The following is a 17,901-nucleotide window of genomic DNA, read 5'->3' as shown; positions in this document are numbered from 1 at the left end:
GGTTAGATAGATGGACAGATTTATTAAAAGGAGAGAAAAAGTTAAAAAGAAGATAAAAGAGTTAAATCTTGATGCATACTTAGTGTTGCATCCTGCAAATAGATTTTATTTAAGTGGATTTGAATTACACGATCCCCAATGTAATGAAAGTGCTGGTTGTATATTGATTTTACCCAATAATGAAGATTATCTTTTAACAGATCCAAGATATTTTGAAACTGCTCAAAAATTATGGGATAAAGATTATTTATTTATTTATACAAGCAATAAGGAAGAAGAAATTAAGAAATTCTTAATAAAAAATAAGTTAAAAGATATTGGTTTTGAGCCAAATATAATGACATATGAGTTTTATAAATCCCTTTCAGAATCTGTAAATTTACATCCATATAAGGGAATAGTCGAATCTTTAAGGGAAATAAAAGATGAGGACGAAATAAATTTTATTAAAGAATCAGTAAAAATAAACCACAATGTATTTGATAAACTAAACTCAATGGAGCTTATTGGAGTTACAGAAGAGGAACTGGCATGGGAAATAGAAAAAATCTTCAGGGATTTTGGGGCTACAGAAATGGCCTTTAATCCCATTGTTGCATATGGGAAGAATGCAGCACAGCCCCATTATATTCCTGGTAAAATTAAAGTGCAGGAAAATGGATGTTTGCTTATAGATATTGGGGGAAGATATAAAGATTATTGCTCTGACCAAACAAGGACCTTTTGGGTTGGAGATAAAGTGCCCGATTATTTTTCCAGGGTGCTGGATTTGGTTATAAGTGCGCAGAGGCTGGCAATAGAGAATTTAAAAGTTGGGATGATGATTAAGGATTTATTTTTTTTAGTAAAAGATTTTTTCAATGAAAATGGTGTAGGTGATAATTTTACCCATGCCCTTGGCCATGGCATTGGTTTAGACACCCACGAAGCTCCAGCTGTTGGTCCTAGAAACAATAAAATATTTAAACCAGGTATGGTTGTAACCATAGAACCAGGGCTTTACTTCCCCGAGTGGGGCGGTGTGAGATGGGAACATATGGTGGTTGTCACAGAGCAAGGTGCAAAACTCCTATGATCTATTCAAAACGGTTGTATGTAAAGATCCCAAGGGATCAAATTGGATATTTTAAGTTTATTTTGGAAAGCTATGAAAACCTGTGCTACATGAGTGTAATTGATAGATTTGAAGCAATTATAAAGATTTCTTACCTAGAAGACCAAAAAGAGGAGTTGGAACACTTTATTAATGGATTAAAAAAAGAGATTGGACTTGAAGTGATCTACTGAGAAAAATGGGAGAAAAAATAGTAATCTTAAAAAAATCAAGGGAAATCCCAGTTAAAAGAAGACATCCCTGGGTATTTTCTGGGGCTATCTCAAAGGTCGTTGGTGATCCAGGATATGGTGATGTGGTATTGGTTTTGTCTTATAAAAAAGAAGAGTTGGGATATGGTTGGTATTCCCCTAGGTCCCAGATACGTGTTAGGATGTTATCCTTTGGAATGGTTGATAAAAAAATTGATGAGGAGTTCTTTTTTAAGAGGATGCACAGGGCATATTCCTATAGAAAAGATATGGAGCCCTTAATTAATTCCAATGCATACAGGATTGTTAATTCTGAAGGCGATTTTCTTCCTGGGCTTATAATAGACTATTACAATGGATATATTGTTTGCCAATTCTTAAGTTGTGGGGCAGAAAAAATAAAGGATATAGTTTTATCCTATTTAATAAAAGAAATAAATCCATATGGTATATATGAAAGATCTGATATGGATGTCAGGTTAAAAGAAGGTTTAAATCCAGTAAGCAGGATATTATCCGGGGAAATTTCAGATAAAATAGAAATTCAAGAAAAGGATGTTAAATTTTATGTTGATATAAAAAAAGGACATAAAACAGGATTTTATCTAGATCAAAGGGAGAATAGATATTTTTTAGGTAAAATTTCAAGTAATAAGAATATTCTAAATTGTTTTTGTTATACTGGCGGATTTGGTTTACATGCATTAAAAAACAGAGCCAAAAAAGTAGTAAATATAGATACATCTATAGATTCGCTGGAAATACTAAGAGAAAACATGTTACTAAACAATATAGAAAAAAGCAGATATGAAATAAAAAGACAAAATGTCTTTGCATCACTTAAAGAATATATTGAAGCAAAAGAATCATTTGATATTGTCATATTAGACCCACCTAAATTTGTAAAGCAGACATCTGATTTAAAAGACGGGATACTTGGTTATAAAAAATTAAATAAAAGGGCATTAAAAATTCTAAGGTCAGGTGGTTATTTAATCACTTTTTCCTGTTCAGGACTAGTAGACCTTCTGCAATTTAAAAAAATCATCATGGAATGTGCGCTTGACTGTGGAAGAGATATTTCAATATTAAAAGAGATGTGCGCTGGAGTGGATCACCCGTATCCCCCGGCCCTGAAATATGGGAAGTATTTAAAAGGACTTGCTATTAAAGTGGAATAATGAACTATTATCCAGTTTTTTTAGATCTAAAAGACAAAGAATGTCTGGTTGTGGGGGCTGGATCTGTAGGAAAAAGAAAGATACAGATCTTATGTAAAGCAGCTCCAAAAAAAATATTGGTTGTGGATCCCTATGTATCAAATGATTTTCAAAAATCTTTGCCCAAGTTTGTGGAGTTTAAAAACAGGGAGTTTCAAGAAAAAGACCTTGACAATAAGTTTCTTGTCATAGTTGCCACCAGTAATTTAGATCTAAACAAAAGGATATCTAAGCTGTGTCATGACAGGAATATCTTATGCAATGTAGTAGATAGACCAAATTTATGTTCTTTTATAGTCCCATCAATTGTAGATAAAGATATAATAAAAATTGCAATTTCCACTGGTGGCAAAAGTCCTGCAATGTCCAGATATTTAAAAAAAATAATAGCCAATGCAATAGGTGATGAATTGGTTGTTTTGACCAGGATACTTGGAAGGCTCAGACCTGTTATCATTTCTCAAGATAAAACAAGTGATGAGAACAAAAAGATTTTTAATAGTTTTATAGAAGATAGATTTATTTTAGCAATAAAAAATAGAGATTTAGATTACATAAAAAAGAGGATAAAGAGTGTTTTAAAGGAGAAAAATGAAGAAAAAATAATGGAGTTATTAAATGGTATTTTTTAATATTTTTGTTTCAATAACATATATTATCGCCTTTATTTTATGTATTATTGCTATCCATAAAAAAAATTCAGTTTTAGATAGAATATCAAATTTGTTTATACTAGTTGGATATTTGGCTCATTCTCTAATTTTATTTTTAAATATTTTTCATGATAGTTTTTTGTCAAAAGGGCAATTTTATTTTAGTCTATTTGGATGGTCTATTATACTTGTGTTTTTATTTTTGATATGGAAAATGAAGATAAAATTTTTATCTTTAATGATCTCGCCTTTAGCACTTATATTTTTTATCTCATCTAATCTCATAAATACAAAAACGTTGCCAGTACCAAAGACCATGAGTATGTTATGGTTTGGTACACACATTTTCTGTTTGTTTCTCTCTATTGCAATGGTTTCAGTTGGATTCGCTGTTGGTATTTTTTATTTATACATACACAATCAGATAAAGAAAAAATCATCAACAACGTCCTTTAAAATAGAAGGAATCTCCCTGGAAACATTGGATAGAATAAATCATTTTGTTGTTGGAATAGGATTTCCTTTATTTACTATTGGAATCCTATCTGGTTTTATATGGGCATCTTTGACCTGGCACAAGATTTTTTCATGGGACATAAAAGAGGTGTGGAGCTTGGTGGTGTGGATCTTATTTGCATATCTATTTCATCAGAGGATGGCCATTGGATGGAAAGGTAAAAAGCCAGCCATTTTGATAGCGTGGATTTTTACTTTGAGTCTTATCTCTTTTCTGGTGATTAATTCACTTTTTCCAACTCATCATAGTTTTAGATAATTTAGGACTTGATATGGAAAAGCATATATATCTAATTGGAATAAATCACAAGACAGCGCCTGTTGAGGTTCGTGAGAGATTTGCTTTAACAGGTGTGTCACCACGAGATTTTTTAGACGTCTCTAACAATTTAATAGACGAAATCCTATGTCTTTCAACCTGCAATAGGGTAGAGATAATTTTTGTGGGTAAAAAAGAAATAGATCCTACCCATTGGATGATTGATAGATGGGCTTTTTTATGCGGTGAACAAAAAGAACATCTTTTGCCCTGCATTTATTCATACAAGGACAAGGATGCAATTTTTCATATATTTGAAGTGGCAGCCAGTTTAGATTCAATGGTAGTAGGTGAGCCCCAGATCCTTGGCCAATTAAAAGATGCCTATAAAATAGCAGCTGACAGTAAGACTACGAAATCAATTTTAAACAGGCTCATGCACAGATCATTTTCTGTTGCAAAGCGCATTAGAACCGAGACAAAAATAGCCCATAGTGCGGTATCCATTAGTTATGCAGCAGTAGAGCTAGCAAAGAGGATTTTTTCTGATTTAGATAATAAAAAGGCCATGTTAATAGGTGCTGGTGAAATGGCAGAGCTGGCAGCTCAACATCTAATCAATTCAGGAGTAAAAGACATTGTAGTAGTAAATAGAACACTTTCCCGTGCAAAGGAACTTGCAAAGAGATTTAGTGGAGTTGGGTATTCCTTTTCTAAACTTTTTGATCTCTTAGTTGATAGGGATATAATAATCACTTCTACTGGAGCAAGTGAACCTATTATACATCAAAGGGATATGAAGGTTATTATTAAGAAGAGAAAATATAGACCAATGTTTTTTATTGATATAGCAGTTCCACGTGATATTGACCCTGATGTAAATAACTTAGACAATGTCTATCTTTATGATATTGATGATTTAAAGGATGTTGTATCTGAAAATTTAGAGAAGAGGGCAAGGGAAGCTGAAATAGCAAGGTCTATTATAAAGGAAGAAGTACAAAAATTTGAAACATGGCTAAGGTCTTTGTCTCTAAATCCCACAATTAAGGACTTAATTGACAAATTTGAAGATATAGCAGAAGCAGAAGTAAAAAAGAGTTTTAAAAGGCTTGGAAAATTAACACACGATCCTGAAGCTGAAGAGATATTAAAGACACTGGCCTCATCTCTAATAAAAAAATTTTCCCACTATCCAATTTCTTTTTTAAAAAACAAATCTAAAAGGGAAAGAGTGGATGTAAGGGAATATACATCCTTAATAAGGGATATTTTTAAATTGGATGAAAAGTAACTACAAAATAAAAGCATGTAAAAGAGACTTAATTAAAGAATTTTATTATAAGTTTTTTTAAACATCAATTATTAGATTTTATCTATGGATTTTGTTTATTAAATTTTAATACCAATATTGTGATATCATCTGATTGAAGTGCCTTTCCTACAAAGGAATTTATATTTTTTCTGATTGTATAAGTTATTTCTTTAACATCTCTATTTTTCAAGTTTTTAATTATCTTAAAAAGTCTTTGTTTTGTAAATTGTTCATTTTTTTCATTCATAGCCTCTGTTACTCCGTCAGTATATAAAATAAGAATATCGTCAGGTTTGAGTAAAAGAGATTCCCTTTTAAATTTTACATTATCCATTACTCCTAGCACAAAACCTTTATGAGGATTTAAGAAATTTAATTCACCATTACATTTCCATAACAATGGAGGATTATGTCCTGCATTAGAAAAAATAATTTCTCCTGTTTTAATATTGAGTATTCCCAAAAAAAGTGTTGCAAACATACATGCTTTGTTTTCTGGACATATGGTAGCATTTACTCGGTTTAAAATTTCATCTGGCCCTATTCCTCTCATTGCTTCTGTTTTTAATAAAAATTTTAAAATGGCCATAAAAAGAGATGCAGGGACTCCTTTGCCTGACACATCTGCTATTAAAAAACAAAGCCTATTTTCATTTATAAAAAAGAAGTCATAAAAGTCTCCACCCACTTCCTTGGCTGGTTCCATAATGGCAAATATGTCAAATTCTTCTCTGTCTGGAAAAGGAGGAAAAGTACGAGGTAACATACTTAGTTGAATATCTGCAGCTATTTTTAACTCACTTTCTACTCTTTGTTTTGCTGCAGTTGTTTCTTGTAAATTTTGAATATATTTTTTTAATGCCTTTTTCATGTAATCAAAGGCCTTCGCCAGTTGTCCAACTTCGTCATTGAGATCTTGGCCAGGTATCTCTATATCTAAATTTCCTTTTCCCAATTCTCTTGTTATGGATGTGAGTTCTTTTAGAGGTTTGGTAATACTTTTAGAAATCAATATGATAACACAACTTATAAATAAAAGTCCTACTATTAAAAGTAAAAAAATATCTCTATTTAATTTAAGAAGATCAGCCATGAGTTCTTTTTCAGGAAATAATATCCCTAAAGACCATTGATTAGAAAGAGGAGTATAGCACAAAAAGCATTTTTTCCCTGTAACTATGCTTTTGATTGTAACAATTCCCTCTTTACCGTGAATCATATCCTTTCCAATTTTCCTGAGATAGAAATTGTTTTTTTCCTCTGCTAAACTGAAAATAGTTTCGTTCATTATCAGTTGTTTTTTGGGATGGATAATAAAAGTGCCGTTTTTTGATAACAAGAAGCCATATCCTGAATTTGCTATTTTGATTGATGAAATTAAATTTTGAAGCCAAGAGAGAGATATATTTATAGCTACAACTCCTAAAAATTTCCTTTCTCCATTTTCTATTTTATAAAAAGGGACTGAATAGGTAGACATTAAAATACCACTGTCTTTTTCATAATAAGGTTCACTCCATACGGGCCTTTGTAATATTTTAGGGAGTTGATACCAGTCCCACAAAAAATATTCTCCATCTTCTCCCTGGATATAAGTAAAATGAATTTTGTCATCTTTTTTGAAAAAATAAGGTGCAAAATATTTTTTGTCTTTATATAGAGAATAGGGTTCAAAAGCCACTACACACCCAAAAACTTCTGGATTTTTTTTTACTATTTCTCTTAGGATGTTAAAAAGCTCCTGAGAAGAAGAATTTTGCTTATTTTTATATAGTGGATAAAAGCTTTTTTCTAAAAAAAATGCCAAATTTTGAGGGATTTTTTCTAATGGTATCAAAACACTATCTATTTTAAAAGCAATACTATGGGTGTGATTTAAGGCATTTGTTTTTATTTTATTTAGGATTATTTTACGCGATAAAAGATAAGAATAAAAAAATATTGATATGACTATTAACCCTGTACTTATTAATATAAGGGATATCAGTTTGAATGTAATACTTTTTTGGTAAGGCATTTTATTTTTGAATGTCTATGTAAAATTGTTCAAATTTAGGGACAACTTTAATTAATTTCTGTTCCTTTAAAATAGATGTTACGTAATTAAAATCCCCTTTGGATAATTTTCCAAAAGGAGGTAGAATAATTTCTTTCATTTTATTTAACATCCACATTTGATGTGCCCTACTTGCTGGGACATGGGCCTTGTGCATGAAATCGAGAACAATATTAATTGCTTCTTTTTCATGGTTAAAAGCATATACCCATCCCTCTATTGAGGCTTTCACAAAATTACGACAAATTTCAGGATATTTTTTGTAGGTGGATTCCAATGTATAAATTCCATCTTCTGGGTAATTAAACCCATATTTATAAAAAAAGAAAGTGGTTAATTCCTTTGGATCAACACCTGCCATGATTATTTTATGGTATTCATTGTACCACATAGCACATGTTACATCTACTCCACCGCGTAAAAAGAGATTAATAGAAGACATTTGAAACATTTTTACCTTTAAATTATATTTTTTAAAAAATGCTTTTAAAGGAATCCGGAATGTCTCATTCCATACGCCAACTACTTTTTCATTAATATCTTCTAATTTTTTAATTTTATCTTTTCTAGCCACAAGCATTAGAGCAGATCGTTTGATAATTTGTGCCAAATTTATCAATTTTATGCCATGGGCACGCATTTGAATGGCTGTGGCCAACCACATAGTCGCAAAATCTGCTTTTTTTCTTTGCAAGTAAATAGGAGCAGGAGATTGGGGGCCGCCAGTTAGTATATTTATCTTTATACCCTTTTGTTTATAAAAGCCTTTTTTATAGGCTACATAATATCCAGCAAATTGGGCCTGGGGTAACCATTGCGGTATAAATGTAAATTGCTTTGCAATTACATTTTTAGAAAATAAAATTAGACAAATAAAAAATAATATCTTTTTCATACCCCAGCAATATATTGATTTTTCTTCAATTGTTCGGTTTCGAATTGACATAATAGAAAAATGTTGTCAATATCTAGTAGCAAAGTTTTTTAGGCAATGTTTAATTTAGATATGTAGTTCCTGCCTTAAAAAGGCATACCAAATTTTTTATACAAGACTGGTATTATGTGTTATAGGGAAACAATATTTCTATATGAAAATTTTTAATGCCAATTTTTTTTGCAATTTTTGGATTAATTTAATAAAAACCCTAATTTTGCTAATGTGGTATGGATGTTGCTTTAATAATGAGTTAATTAAAGATAGAGGGTGACATGCCCAATGATATCCCCAGGGGAATAAGGGTATAAAAAATTATAAATTAAGGGGATTTAAGTATGGCAGGGAGGATAGAAGTTTTCTCTGACAAACCAATTTCTCAAGTGGAGATAAGCCCATCATCCACTGAAAAAATAGTTGGCAATTATCATGGCCGCGAAATTACACAAAAAAAAGGAGTTCAATCTCTTATTGCTGATGCAGCAGAAGAGCTTACCTTTTCTGCCAGTGAAAAAGTGGAGAAGGATATATCTAAGAGAAAAATATCCTCCTCAAAACATAGCCGAATTGAAAAGATAAAAGAGTTATATGAAAAATATCTGCGACAGATTCCGGATCTGGAGTCCCCAAAAAAATTAAAGTCAATACTAGAAAAATTAAAGCAGGAAAAGTTTAAAGATCCTTCAAAGTTAAAAGAAGAGTTAAAAAATTCCTTCAAAGATATTACGCACCAATATCTGGCACTTGAGTTTATGGAAGAGGTGTTAGAAGAAGAAAAAGAGGACCAGTTGCTTTCTGTGGTTCAGGAAATTAAAACGTCTTTATATGAAACTCAAGGGCCAGAGATACGAGCAGGACTCAACATTTCCCATGTTGCAGACAAATTTGCCACTGAAGGTCTATCAGATATTCAATCTTTGAGGGATTTTTATCGGGATAATATTATTAAATATGAAAAACTATCAAATTTGCATTCTGCGCTTATTAATGAATTTGGAGAGGAGGGGTTTGAAAAGTCTATTGCTTTTTTAATAGAGGCTTGTGGTAACGATTTAAGGGCTCAGGGTCCATCTATTTCACCTTCCCAACTAAAACAAATTTTAGATGATTTATATCGTCTGGAAGTAATAGGAAATTTCCATAGGGAATGTGCCAAACTTATTAATCAGACAAATACTCTTTACCATGAAAATATCAGGATTACATCTGCTTCCCTTGCAGGTAAGGTGTTTGCTCTAAAGGAAGAGACATGGATTACCAGTTCAAAAATAAAAGATTTAATAAACTCCACAGGCCTGTTTAAAATAGAATCAAAAATATTTTTCTTAACTAATTTAAAAGAAGAGATCAGAAAAATTCCTATTAAGGCATTTTTAGACAATGAAGATAGGATGAAATTTCTGAATACCATTCAAGAGGCTATTGATAATTATATTGAACAGGAGTAACATAAATGAATAGAATTGCAGAAGTAATAAAAGAATTTGCCAGGTATACAGGATTGAATGAAAGTATAGACTCTTTGGAGAATCCTGTTTGTTTTAATGTTAATAAAGAAGGGGACCTATTTATTGAGACAAGGGATGAAGATGTATTTGTATATTTTTCGCCTGATCTTAATGGCAAGATAGTCACTTCTTCTGATATTATTAACTTATTAAAAAATAATTACTATAAAAGAGGCGCTGAAATAGATATAAATATTGGGCTTTCCAAAGAAGAAGATTTAGTTTTCATAGTAAAATTAAGACCAGAAGATTTTACTTTTCAGACTTTAGATAGGATATTTACTATTTTATTGAACTTTAAAAAGTTTTTAGAGTAAACATCTAATTAGGAGAACTGTAATGTCTAGAATTGATGAAAAATTACTTAAATTTGATGTTGGAATTGAGGATATGTTTATTTCGGGAGAGTCCGAAAGTATTCACCTTCCAAAGGACAACACTGTTTATCCCACAGAGGAAATGACAATACCTTCTTTAGAATCTGAAATGTTAAGTAAAAATATTGAGGGTTATCTTTTAAAGGAATTGAGACCAGATATAATAAATAAAGATATATTGATTCCTACACGATATAAGGGACTTATTCATGAATCCTTGGAAATTTTTGATTCTCTTTCAAAGCAAGATAGTGATGGTGTTTTCTCTGATACTAAATCTCTATTTGTGGAAGAAAATGAGCTTCTCTCTATGCTATCTGTATTTGCAAATTTACTGATTAAGGGTTGAGGAGGATATATTTTTGATTTCTAAATCCCATAGAGATTTCTGGCTTGTTTTGAGCTATATTTATTTAAAATACAATAAAATAGATAAGGCTTTAACCCTTCTTCAGGCTTTATATAAATTGTTTCCTGAAGATCTTGAAATAATGAAACTTTTCTCTTATGCAAATCTAAAAAAGGGAAAATTTAGGGATGCCTTAAGGCTTATAGATAAGTATTTATCTATGTGTGATGAAAAAGGCAAAAAGTCAGGATATTTGATAAAATCCAAGGCCCTATGGCACTTAAATGAAAAAGATAAAGCCAGAGAATTCATGAATAAATTTATAGAGCTATGAATATAGAGCTAATAAGGAATTATGTATTTCGGCTAACTAAATATAACGATCTTGTCCTGGCAGGGCTTATTGTTGCAATCATAGCCTTGATGATTCTTCCCCTGCCTACTCCAATGGTAGATGCCCTGATCGCAACAAACTTAAGTATTGCAGTGATGTTGCTAATGTTGGCTTTATATATCCCTTCGGCTGTATCATTATCCAGTTTCCCAACACTTCTTTTATTTACGACACTTTTTCGTCTTTCTTTAAACATCACTACAACAAGGCAAATTCTACTAAAAGCATATGCAGGAAAGATTATATATACCTTTGGGAATGTGGTGGTATCTGGAAATTTCGTTGTTGGAGCAGTGGTGTTTTTAATTATTACCATAGTTCAATTTCTGGTGATTGCCAAAGGTTCTGAAAGGGTCGCAGAGGTTGCGGCTCGTTTTACATTAGATGCCATGCCTGGGAAGCAGATGTCTATAGATGCTGATATGAGAGCAGGTCTTATAGATATTGAAGAGGCTCAACGAAGAAGAAGGGCATTGGAAAAAGAAAGCCAGCTCTATGGTGCCATGGATGGGGCAATGAAATTTGTAAAAGGAGATGCCATTGCAGGACTCATTATAACTGCTATAAATATTATCGGCGGAATTGCAATAGGAGTAATGCAAAAGGGTATGCCCATTGCAAAAGCCTTAAAGACTTATTCTATTTTGACTATTGGAGACGGCCTTATATCTCAGATCCCTGCTCTGTTTATCTCTATAACTGCGGGTATAATTGTTACAAGGGTAAGCTCCGAAGAGGCTGAACATCTTGGTGGAGATATTGGTAAACAGATCCTTTCTCAACCAAAGGCACTTTTAGTGGCAGGAGCAATTGTATTTGCCTTTTCAATGGTGCCTGGTTTCCCAAAACCTCAATTTATACTTTTGGGAATAATATTTACTACTATTGGATATTCTCTATATAAAGGTATGAGTTATGAGGAAGAAGAAGTTCCCGTTCCAGCAATGGCACCAGCAGGAGATAAAGCTCCTGAGAAGAGAAAAATATCTAAGGATACAGCAGAGGATTTTACTTATACTATGCCTCTTTTGGTTGAAGTTGCAGATACTGTTCAAAAGGATATTGATCCTTCTATTTTGAATGATGAACTTATAAAGATTAGAAAAGCATTATATCTGGAATTAGGAGTTCCATTCCCAGGTATCCATCTCAGGTTTAATGCTTCTTATAAAGAAGAAAGATATGTGATTTTTTTGCAGGAAATACCTGTTTCTGAAGGGAAACTCAGACCTGGAAAACTTCTGGTTCAGGAAGGGGAAGAGAATTTGAAAATAATGGGAATAGAATATGATACAGACAAGCCATTTCTTCCTAAGATCCAGACTATCTGGGTAGATGTTAAGTATTATGATAAGCTTATGGCTGCAGGAATAAGATGTATGAGACCTCCACAGATCCTTACATATCATCTCTCTTTTATTCTTAAAAAACACGCTGATGAATTTATTGGACTTCAGGAAACCAAATATCTTTTGGAAAAAATGGAAGAAAGATTCCCAGAGCTTGTAAGAGAAGTGCAAAGAATATTGCCTATTCAAAAAATTAGCGAAATATTTCAAAGGCTTGTTCAAGAGGAAATTTCAATTAGAAATTTAAGGACTATTCTTCAGGCATTGATTGAATGGGGGCAGAAAGAAAAGGATGTAATTTTACTTACAGAATACGTAAGAAGTTCATTAAAGAGATATATTAGTTATAAATACAGTGGAGGACAAAATATTTTACCTGCATATCTTTTGGATCAGGATGTGGAAAATACAGTTAGAAAGGCCATTAGACAGACATCTGCTGGGAGTTATCTTGCCCTTGATCCCTCAACTATGAAGAAGATTTTGGAAGCAATAAAAAAGGAAGTAGGAGATTTATCTGTTTCAGTACAAAAGCCAGCCCTTTTGACCTCTATGGATATTAGGAGGTATGTCAAAAAATTTGTAGAACAGGAACTTCCAGATCTTCCAGTTCTCTCATATCAAGAACTTACTCCAGAAATTTCTATTCAACCTTTGGGAAGAATTACTATTTAATATTTAGAGGGGTTTTTGAGTATGAAATTTGAAGAAATAATTAATGGTTTTTCAAACATTACAGGGGTTATTCCTGAAAAATCTGGTAATGGATATAGTTTTTTTGTGGATGATAAATTTGAAGTATATTGTTATAGAGGTCCAGAAGGCTCATGTGTAATTGAATCTAATATACATCCAATTCCAGAAGATGAATTTCAAAAAGAGGAGTTTTTAAAAAAGATTTTAAAGACAAACCTTGGTAGAATGTATTTTCAAAATGAAGTGATTTCTATAGGAGAAAATGAGAATGAAATTGTGATTTTTAAAAGAATTCTACCCCAGGAAGTTTTTTCAACAGAGGATATAAAAAAAATATTTGAAAATTTTTTTAATTCTCTGGAATTTTGGTATGATTTATTATTAAATACTCAAGACGATGCACCTGTTTCTCAACAAATGATCTTTTTTCCATAATTTTTAAAACCCAAGTATTTAAAGCTTTTTATTTCTAAGATATGAGAGAAGACAAAGAATATCAACACATCAAAAGATTAATATTGTTATTAATAAAAATAACCGAGGCCATTTCAAAGGGCTCTTATGATGAAGCTCAAAAGTTATTTGAACTTACAAAAGAGGACAAATATCCTGAAGAGATAACCTCTCTTGCTGAATCTTTTGGTCTTATGCTGGTGAAAGTAGAAGCAAGGGAATTTCATTTAAAAGAAATAATAAAGGAGTTGGAAAAGGCCAAAGCAGAACTTGAGATTGCAAGACAGAAACTGGCTCTGGAAAATAAAGATCTAAAGCAAACTATCAAAGGTACATTTACTCCTAAAAGGATTATTGGACAAAGTCGCATTATGCAACAGATTTTTGCTCAATGTGAAAGGCTTGCTGATCTCCCTGTAAATGTATTGATTACAGGGGAAACTGGCACAGGAAAGGAACTCGTTGCAAAGACTTTGCATTATAACGGGATAAGGAGAGATGGTCCATTTGTGGCTATAAATTGTACTGCTATACCTGAAAGTCTATTTGAAAGCGAGCTTTTTGGAATAGAAAAAGGTGTTGCAACAGGAGTCACAAAGAGGATTGGACGTATTGAACAGGCAGATGGGGGAACACTGTTTTTGGATGAAATTGGTGATATGCCCCTGTCAGCTCAGGCAAAGATATTAAGGGTATTGGAAGAAGGTGAGATAGTTAGGATAGGTGGAAAGAAAGCTATTCCTTTAGATATTAGAGTAATAGCGGCCACGAATAAGGATTTAAAAGATGAAATAAAAAAAGGAAATTTTAGAGAAGATTTATATTTCAGGATAAAGGTTGTAAATATACATCTTCCACCTCTTAGAGATAGAAAAGATGATATTCCCCTACTTTTGAACACATTCCTCAAAATTTATTGTAGTAAATTTGGTAGGGAGAATATGAAATTTTCAGAAAAAGCAATGCATTATCTAAAAAATTATTCCTGGCCAGGAAATGTGAGGGAGTTGGAAAATGAAGTTGAAAGAGTAGTTGCCCTTGCTCCTTTTAATGTTATTAGACCCGAAGATTTATCTGAGGAGATAACTTCCTCTATAAAGGATTATATGCCGGAATATAGAGATATCATTCCCCTGGAAAATGAGATTTTTAATCTTCAGGAAATGGAAAAAATAATCATAAAAAAGGCCCTTTTAAAAACTAACAATAACAAATCCAAAGCTGCAAAACTTCTTGGTATTACCAGAGAAGGTCTGAGAAAAAAGTTGGCACGTTATCGTTTCAGTTAGAGAAAATGACCAGATTTGTGGCTATTTTATAAATGGCATAAAAAATGCTGTTTATAAAATGCATTATTTTTTGAGATTAAGGAGGAGATAACAATGTCCAACAGAGTAAATTTAATAAACAGAAATAGAGCTTCTCTTTTTACTGATTTTGGCCATAGTCCTATTGGAAGATTTGGAAACAGAAATGTAAGGGCCGAACAAGTTCCTATAAGGAGAAGTCAGAATAGAGGAGTCTTTGGAAGGATAAAAAATCTTTTCTCAAGGCGCATAAGAATTAGTTCTGCTTCTGCAAGATTTAGAAGTCAAGTGGAAGAAGTTAGTGTAAGGAGTGGAGACATAATTGGCCTGTTAATATCTATGAAAGGTAAAAATTTGGATATTCAGAAGATGTTAGACCATTTTGGAAAGTTGAGACAAGAGGCATTAAAACTATGTTCTCAAGATCAAAGTCTGGATTATAAAGAAATTTTAAGGGCTAGGTTTGATATACATCTAAACAAACTTTCAAATGAACAATTAAATGATTTGGCATCTGTAATAAATTCCAGAGAATTTCAAAGTTTAAAGGAACAGCTAAGTCTAAGCAACAAAGAAAACTTTAAAAACCTATTTGAGGACATATCCATACTGGAACAAAGAGTAAGAGAAGCTCAAGGCGGCAGAATTTCTAAAGATATTTCTATATTTACCAATGCCCTTACATCTATAAAACAATCTCTATCTTCTAATGACAATGATAAACTCATCTCTTCTCTTAATCCATTTCTTAATGCATACCAGAATATAAAATCCACTTCTGAACAAATTGGAATGGAGCTTCCAGCTTCAGTTCAGGACGCATTTAATGAAATAAAAAATTCTATTAATGTAACAACTCTTTCTGATACAAATTTAAAAGACTTAAAAAATATATTGTCAAAACTTAAAATGGAATCTTCCTTTATTGATGTTGACTCAGAAATAAATACCAGGATGGAAAATATCAAGAATGAGGTAAACAATAAATTACAAAACTTTTTTGTCAATATTGCTGCCAATAAAGATAAAGTTGCTGACCAATTTAGAGCATTAAAAGACATAAGTAATTCCATGAATAATCTTATTCAGAAAATGAGAATATTACAATCACCTCCTTTAAATTCACCAACTATAGACAGTATGATGGATTTTATAATAGATTCTCATATACGTCAAATGGGCTCAAATTCATTAAATGTTTTAAAGGAAAGTATGGAGAATATCAATATTGTTGGCTTTACACATGAATTAAACTCAATAATTTCTGATCTTCAAAAAAGAGGTATATCCTGCAAAGAAGCAGAAGATTTTTCTTTGTTTTTAAATACCTTTAAAAATACTGTAGAAAACAATTTGATAGAAAAACAAGTAATTAACAAGCCCTTAGCAGGAGAGGAGAAATTAACCAATTCTCATTACAGGTTATTAAGAGAACTTGCAGGTGTGGATAGAATGGGTGTCACAGCAACTCTTGCAGGCACAAGAGGTCCTTCTGCAAGGGAGTTTGATAAACTTTCTCCTGAACATTACCTTACAAAGTGCGTGGATATGCTATATGAGGGGAGATTCAGTTTTCTGAATTTTGTCCGTGTTTCTTATAGTGCAAATTCAAGAATGTATCTGGGAGTTTCTCAAGAAAAAACAATGGATGCCTATAGCAGGCATGATTTAAAAAAGGAATATATGACAAATATTATCTCTCAGGCTGATGATAATCAATTGCTTAAAATTTACGGCAATCTTACTTCTCCAGATATTGTTAAATTAAGAAAGTCAATCACAGATGCAGGTATAAATTATACAGGTACACCTTCTGATGAAGAATTAATGGCAAGGGGTAAGCTTTCCAGTTTAGGGGAATTCTGGGATCTTATGGAAATAGTTTTAGAAGATGAAATAAATAAAAGGGGACTTACTAAAACAGAGGGAAAAGGAGAGTTAGATATAAAGGGCCCTGGAGCAGAACATATTGAAAAATTATTAAATAGATTAATAAATCAACTCGCTTCAAATATCAAAACAGTGGAGAGTATAAATAAAGATGAATCTCTAATGGATGTAAAGGCAAATTTAGAGAAAAAAATTAATACAGATAACAAGAAATTAGAAGAACAAGAAGGACTATTTAATAGAAAAGCATTGGGAGTATGTGAACAATTTTTTTTGGATTTAAATAGGGGACATTATTTATTAGATGATGGGGAAAATAGTGTTTTATTTGACAGAAGCGAAAAACGAGAAATCAGTAAACAGGAAATGAATGAATTAAAAAGAAAAGCTATAGATAAATTAGAAGAATTTGTTGGAGGTGATAGAGAGCTCCTATTTAAAGTTTCAAAATATGCAAATCAAGCATCTCTTGGACCTATAGAAGAAGAGCTGATTTTTAATCGGTTCAAAGGTGCAAATGGGGAATCTTTTCTCCTAAATACACTAAAGGAATCAGTAGTTTATACTTTCTCAAAAAAAGAGAATGGGGATATTCAATTGAAGATTAACAACACCAGAAACCTCAAGGAAATAATACTTAAAGATAGTGGTGAAACGATTCCTTTAAATCCAATTGAAAGCACTTTAAATATATCTTTAACTCTAACTATTCCAAGGAAAGGCGATGTGACAATAGATAATGCAACTTATAACCTAAAAACTAAAGAAGGATTAGATTTAGCATAAGGCTATCTTTTTGGTTTGTATATAAATGAACCCTAATGTTGCCAACGCTAACATCAGGAGGAGTTAAATGCACCTCAAAGATCTTTTAAAACAACTGGGACAGGAGATGGGTTTGGGGACTCTTGAAATGGATGAAGATAATACCTGTAGATTGGTCTTTGACGACATAATCAATGTGGATCTGGAAGTCACAGATGATAATAAGATCTTGTGGATTTACTCAGTAATAGGAGTTTTACCTGTGGATAATAGAGAAAAGTTTTATGAAAGATTACTTTCTGCCAATTTATTTGGCAAAGAGACTGGAGATGCTGCCTTTGCTGTTGACACTAATACCAAGGAAGTCCTCTTAATTACTAAAGTAAATTTGGAAAAAATTGATTTTCAGGATTTTATTAATTTGCTGGAATTATTTGTAGATAGGACAGAATTCTGGATAGATGAGATAAAAAGGACAGCAGAGCAATCCCTGTCACAGGATGCTCAGATTTCAGACATAGGAGCAGGTATGTTAAGAGCATAAAAAAGGCACGA

At 32.2% G+C, this 17,901-nt stretch carries 17 protein-coding genes; 15 read left to right on the top strand and 2 right to left on the bottom strand.

Features of this window, described 5'->3' with window-relative positions:
* Positions 1 to 10: 10 nt before the first annotated feature.
* Genes ACY2V1_RS01980 through hemA form a run of 6 tightly spaced genes read left to right on the top strand, consistent with a single transcriptional unit; the run spans position 11 to position 5,247 of the window.
* A complete protein-coding gene (locus tag ACY2V1_RS01980) occupies positions 11 to 1,075 on the top strand; it encodes a M24 family metallopeptidase (RefSeq protein WP_461833119.1) in 1,065 nt (354 codons plus the stop codon).
* Positions 1,072 to 1,287 carry a DUF4911 domain-containing protein gene (locus ACY2V1_RS01975; RefSeq protein WP_461833118.1) on the top strand — a complete coding sequence of 72 codons (216 nt, stop codon included), beginning with the start codon at positions 1,072 to 1,074 and terminating at the stop codon, positions 1,285 to 1,287. The genes ACY2V1_RS01980 and ACY2V1_RS01975 overlap by 4 nt, the downstream gene beginning before the upstream one ends.
* Positions 1,288 to 1,292: 5 nt before the next feature.
* Entirely contained in the window at positions 1,293 to 2,486 is a 1,194-nt protein-coding gene (locus tag ACY2V1_RS01970; protein WP_461833117.1) for a class I SAM-dependent rRNA methyltransferase, read from the top strand.
* On the top strand, positions 2,486 to 3,157 hold the full coding sequence (locus tag ACY2V1_RS01965; RefSeq protein ID WP_461833116.1) for a precorrin-2 dehydrogenase/sirohydrochlorin ferrochelatase family protein: 672 nt from the start codon (positions 2,486 to 2,488) through the stop codon (positions 3,155 to 3,157). Before ACY2V1_RS01970 ends, ACY2V1_RS01965 begins: the two co-directional genes overlap by 1 nt.
* Positions 3,144 to 3,953, top strand: coding sequence for a cytochrome c biogenesis protein CcsA (ccsA, locus tag ACY2V1_RS01960; protein WP_461833115.1), 810 nt, complete (start codon positions 3,144 to 3,146; stop codon positions 3,951 to 3,953). Before ACY2V1_RS01965 ends, ccsA begins: the two co-directional genes overlap by 14 nt.
* Positions 3,954 to 3,966: 13 nt before the next feature.
* A complete protein-coding gene (hemA, locus tag ACY2V1_RS01955; protein ID WP_461833114.1) occupies positions 3,967 to 5,247 on the top strand; it encodes a glutamyl-tRNA reductase in 1,281 nt (426 codons plus the stop codon).
* Between the two features lie 82 nt (positions 5,248 to 5,329).
* Here the strand turns inward: hemA and ACY2V1_RS01950 are convergent, their stop codons facing one another.
* Together ACY2V1_RS01950 and ACY2V1_RS01945 are read right to left on the bottom strand one after the other, a co-directional pair.
* Complete coding sequence (locus tag ACY2V1_RS01950) at positions 5,330 to 7,285, bottom strand: SpoIIE family protein phosphatase (RefSeq protein WP_498040218.1); 1,956 nt, start codon at positions 7,283 to 7,285, stop codon at positions 5,330 to 5,332.
* 1 nt (position 7,286) lies between these two features.
* Positions 7,287 to 8,219: an ABC transporter substrate-binding protein gene (locus ACY2V1_RS01945; protein ID WP_461833112.1), complete on the bottom strand. Its 933-nt coding sequence runs from the start codon at positions 8,217 to 8,219 to the stop codon at positions 7,287 to 7,289.
* Positions 8,220 to 8,596: 377 nt separating this feature from the next.
* Between ACY2V1_RS01945 and sctW the strand changes: the two genes are divergently transcribed.
* The 9 genes from sctW to ACY2V1_RS01900 all read left to right on the top strand — a co-directional run bounded on the left by sctW (position 8,597) and on the right by ACY2V1_RS01900 (position 17,890).
* Positions 8,597 to 9,706: a type III secretion system gatekeeper subunit SctW gene (gene sctW, locus ACY2V1_RS01940; protein WP_461833111.1), complete on the top strand. Its 1,110-nt coding sequence runs from the start codon at positions 8,597 to 8,599 to the stop codon at positions 9,704 to 9,706.
* A gap of 5 nt (positions 9,707 to 9,711) precedes the next feature.
* On the top strand, positions 9,712 to 10,083 hold the full coding sequence (locus ACY2V1_RS01935) for a type III secretion system chaperone family protein (RefSeq protein ID WP_461833110.1): 372 nt from the start codon (positions 9,712 to 9,714) through the stop codon (positions 10,081 to 10,083).
* A gap of 22 nt (positions 10,084 to 10,105) precedes the next feature.
* Positions 10,106 to 10,492, top strand: a complete 387-nt coding sequence (sctX, locus tag ACY2V1_RS01930) for a type III secretion apparatus assembly protein SctX (protein ID WP_461833109.1) — start codon at positions 10,106 to 10,108, stop codon at positions 10,490 to 10,492.
* 13 nt (positions 10,493 to 10,505) lie between these two features.
* Entirely contained in the window at positions 10,506 to 10,826 is a 321-nt protein-coding gene (sctY, locus tag ACY2V1_RS01925; RefSeq protein WP_461833108.1) for a type III secretion apparatus assembly chaperone SctY, read from the top strand.
* On the top strand, positions 10,823 to 12,910 hold the full coding sequence (gene sctV / locus ACY2V1_RS01920; protein WP_461833107.1) for a type III secretion system export apparatus subunit SctV: 2,088 nt from the start codon (positions 10,823 to 10,825) through the stop codon (positions 12,908 to 12,910). Before sctY ends, sctV begins: the two co-directional genes overlap by 4 nt.
* A 21-nt stretch (positions 12,911 to 12,931) precedes the next feature.
* Positions 12,932 to 13,366 carry a CesT family type III secretion system chaperone gene (locus tag ACY2V1_RS01915; RefSeq protein WP_461833106.1) on the top strand — a complete coding sequence of 145 codons (435 nt, stop codon included), beginning with the start codon at positions 12,932 to 12,934 and terminating at the stop codon, positions 13,364 to 13,366.
* Between the two features lie 41 nt (positions 13,367 to 13,407).
* On the top strand, positions 13,408 to 14,673 hold the full coding sequence (locus tag ACY2V1_RS01910) for a sigma-54 interaction domain-containing protein (RefSeq protein ID WP_461833105.1): 1,266 nt from the start codon (positions 13,408 to 13,410) through the stop codon (positions 14,671 to 14,673).
* A gap of 93 nt (positions 14,674 to 14,766) precedes the next feature.
* A complete protein-coding gene (locus ACY2V1_RS01905; RefSeq protein WP_461833104.1) occupies positions 14,767 to 17,367 on the top strand; it encodes a hypothetical protein in 2,601 nt (866 codons plus the stop codon).
* Between the two features lie 67 nt (positions 17,368 to 17,434).
* On the top strand, positions 17,435 to 17,890 hold the full coding sequence (locus tag ACY2V1_RS01900) for a type III secretion system chaperone (protein WP_461833103.1): 456 nt from the start codon (positions 17,435 to 17,437) through the stop codon (positions 17,888 to 17,890).
* The last annotated feature ends 11 nt before the right edge of the window (positions 17,891 to 17,901 follow it).

It is taken from the genome of Desulfothermus sp., assembly GCF_053993635.1.
Note: the sequence above shows the minus strand (reverse complement) of the source record. Positions and strands in the feature narration are given on the sequence as shown.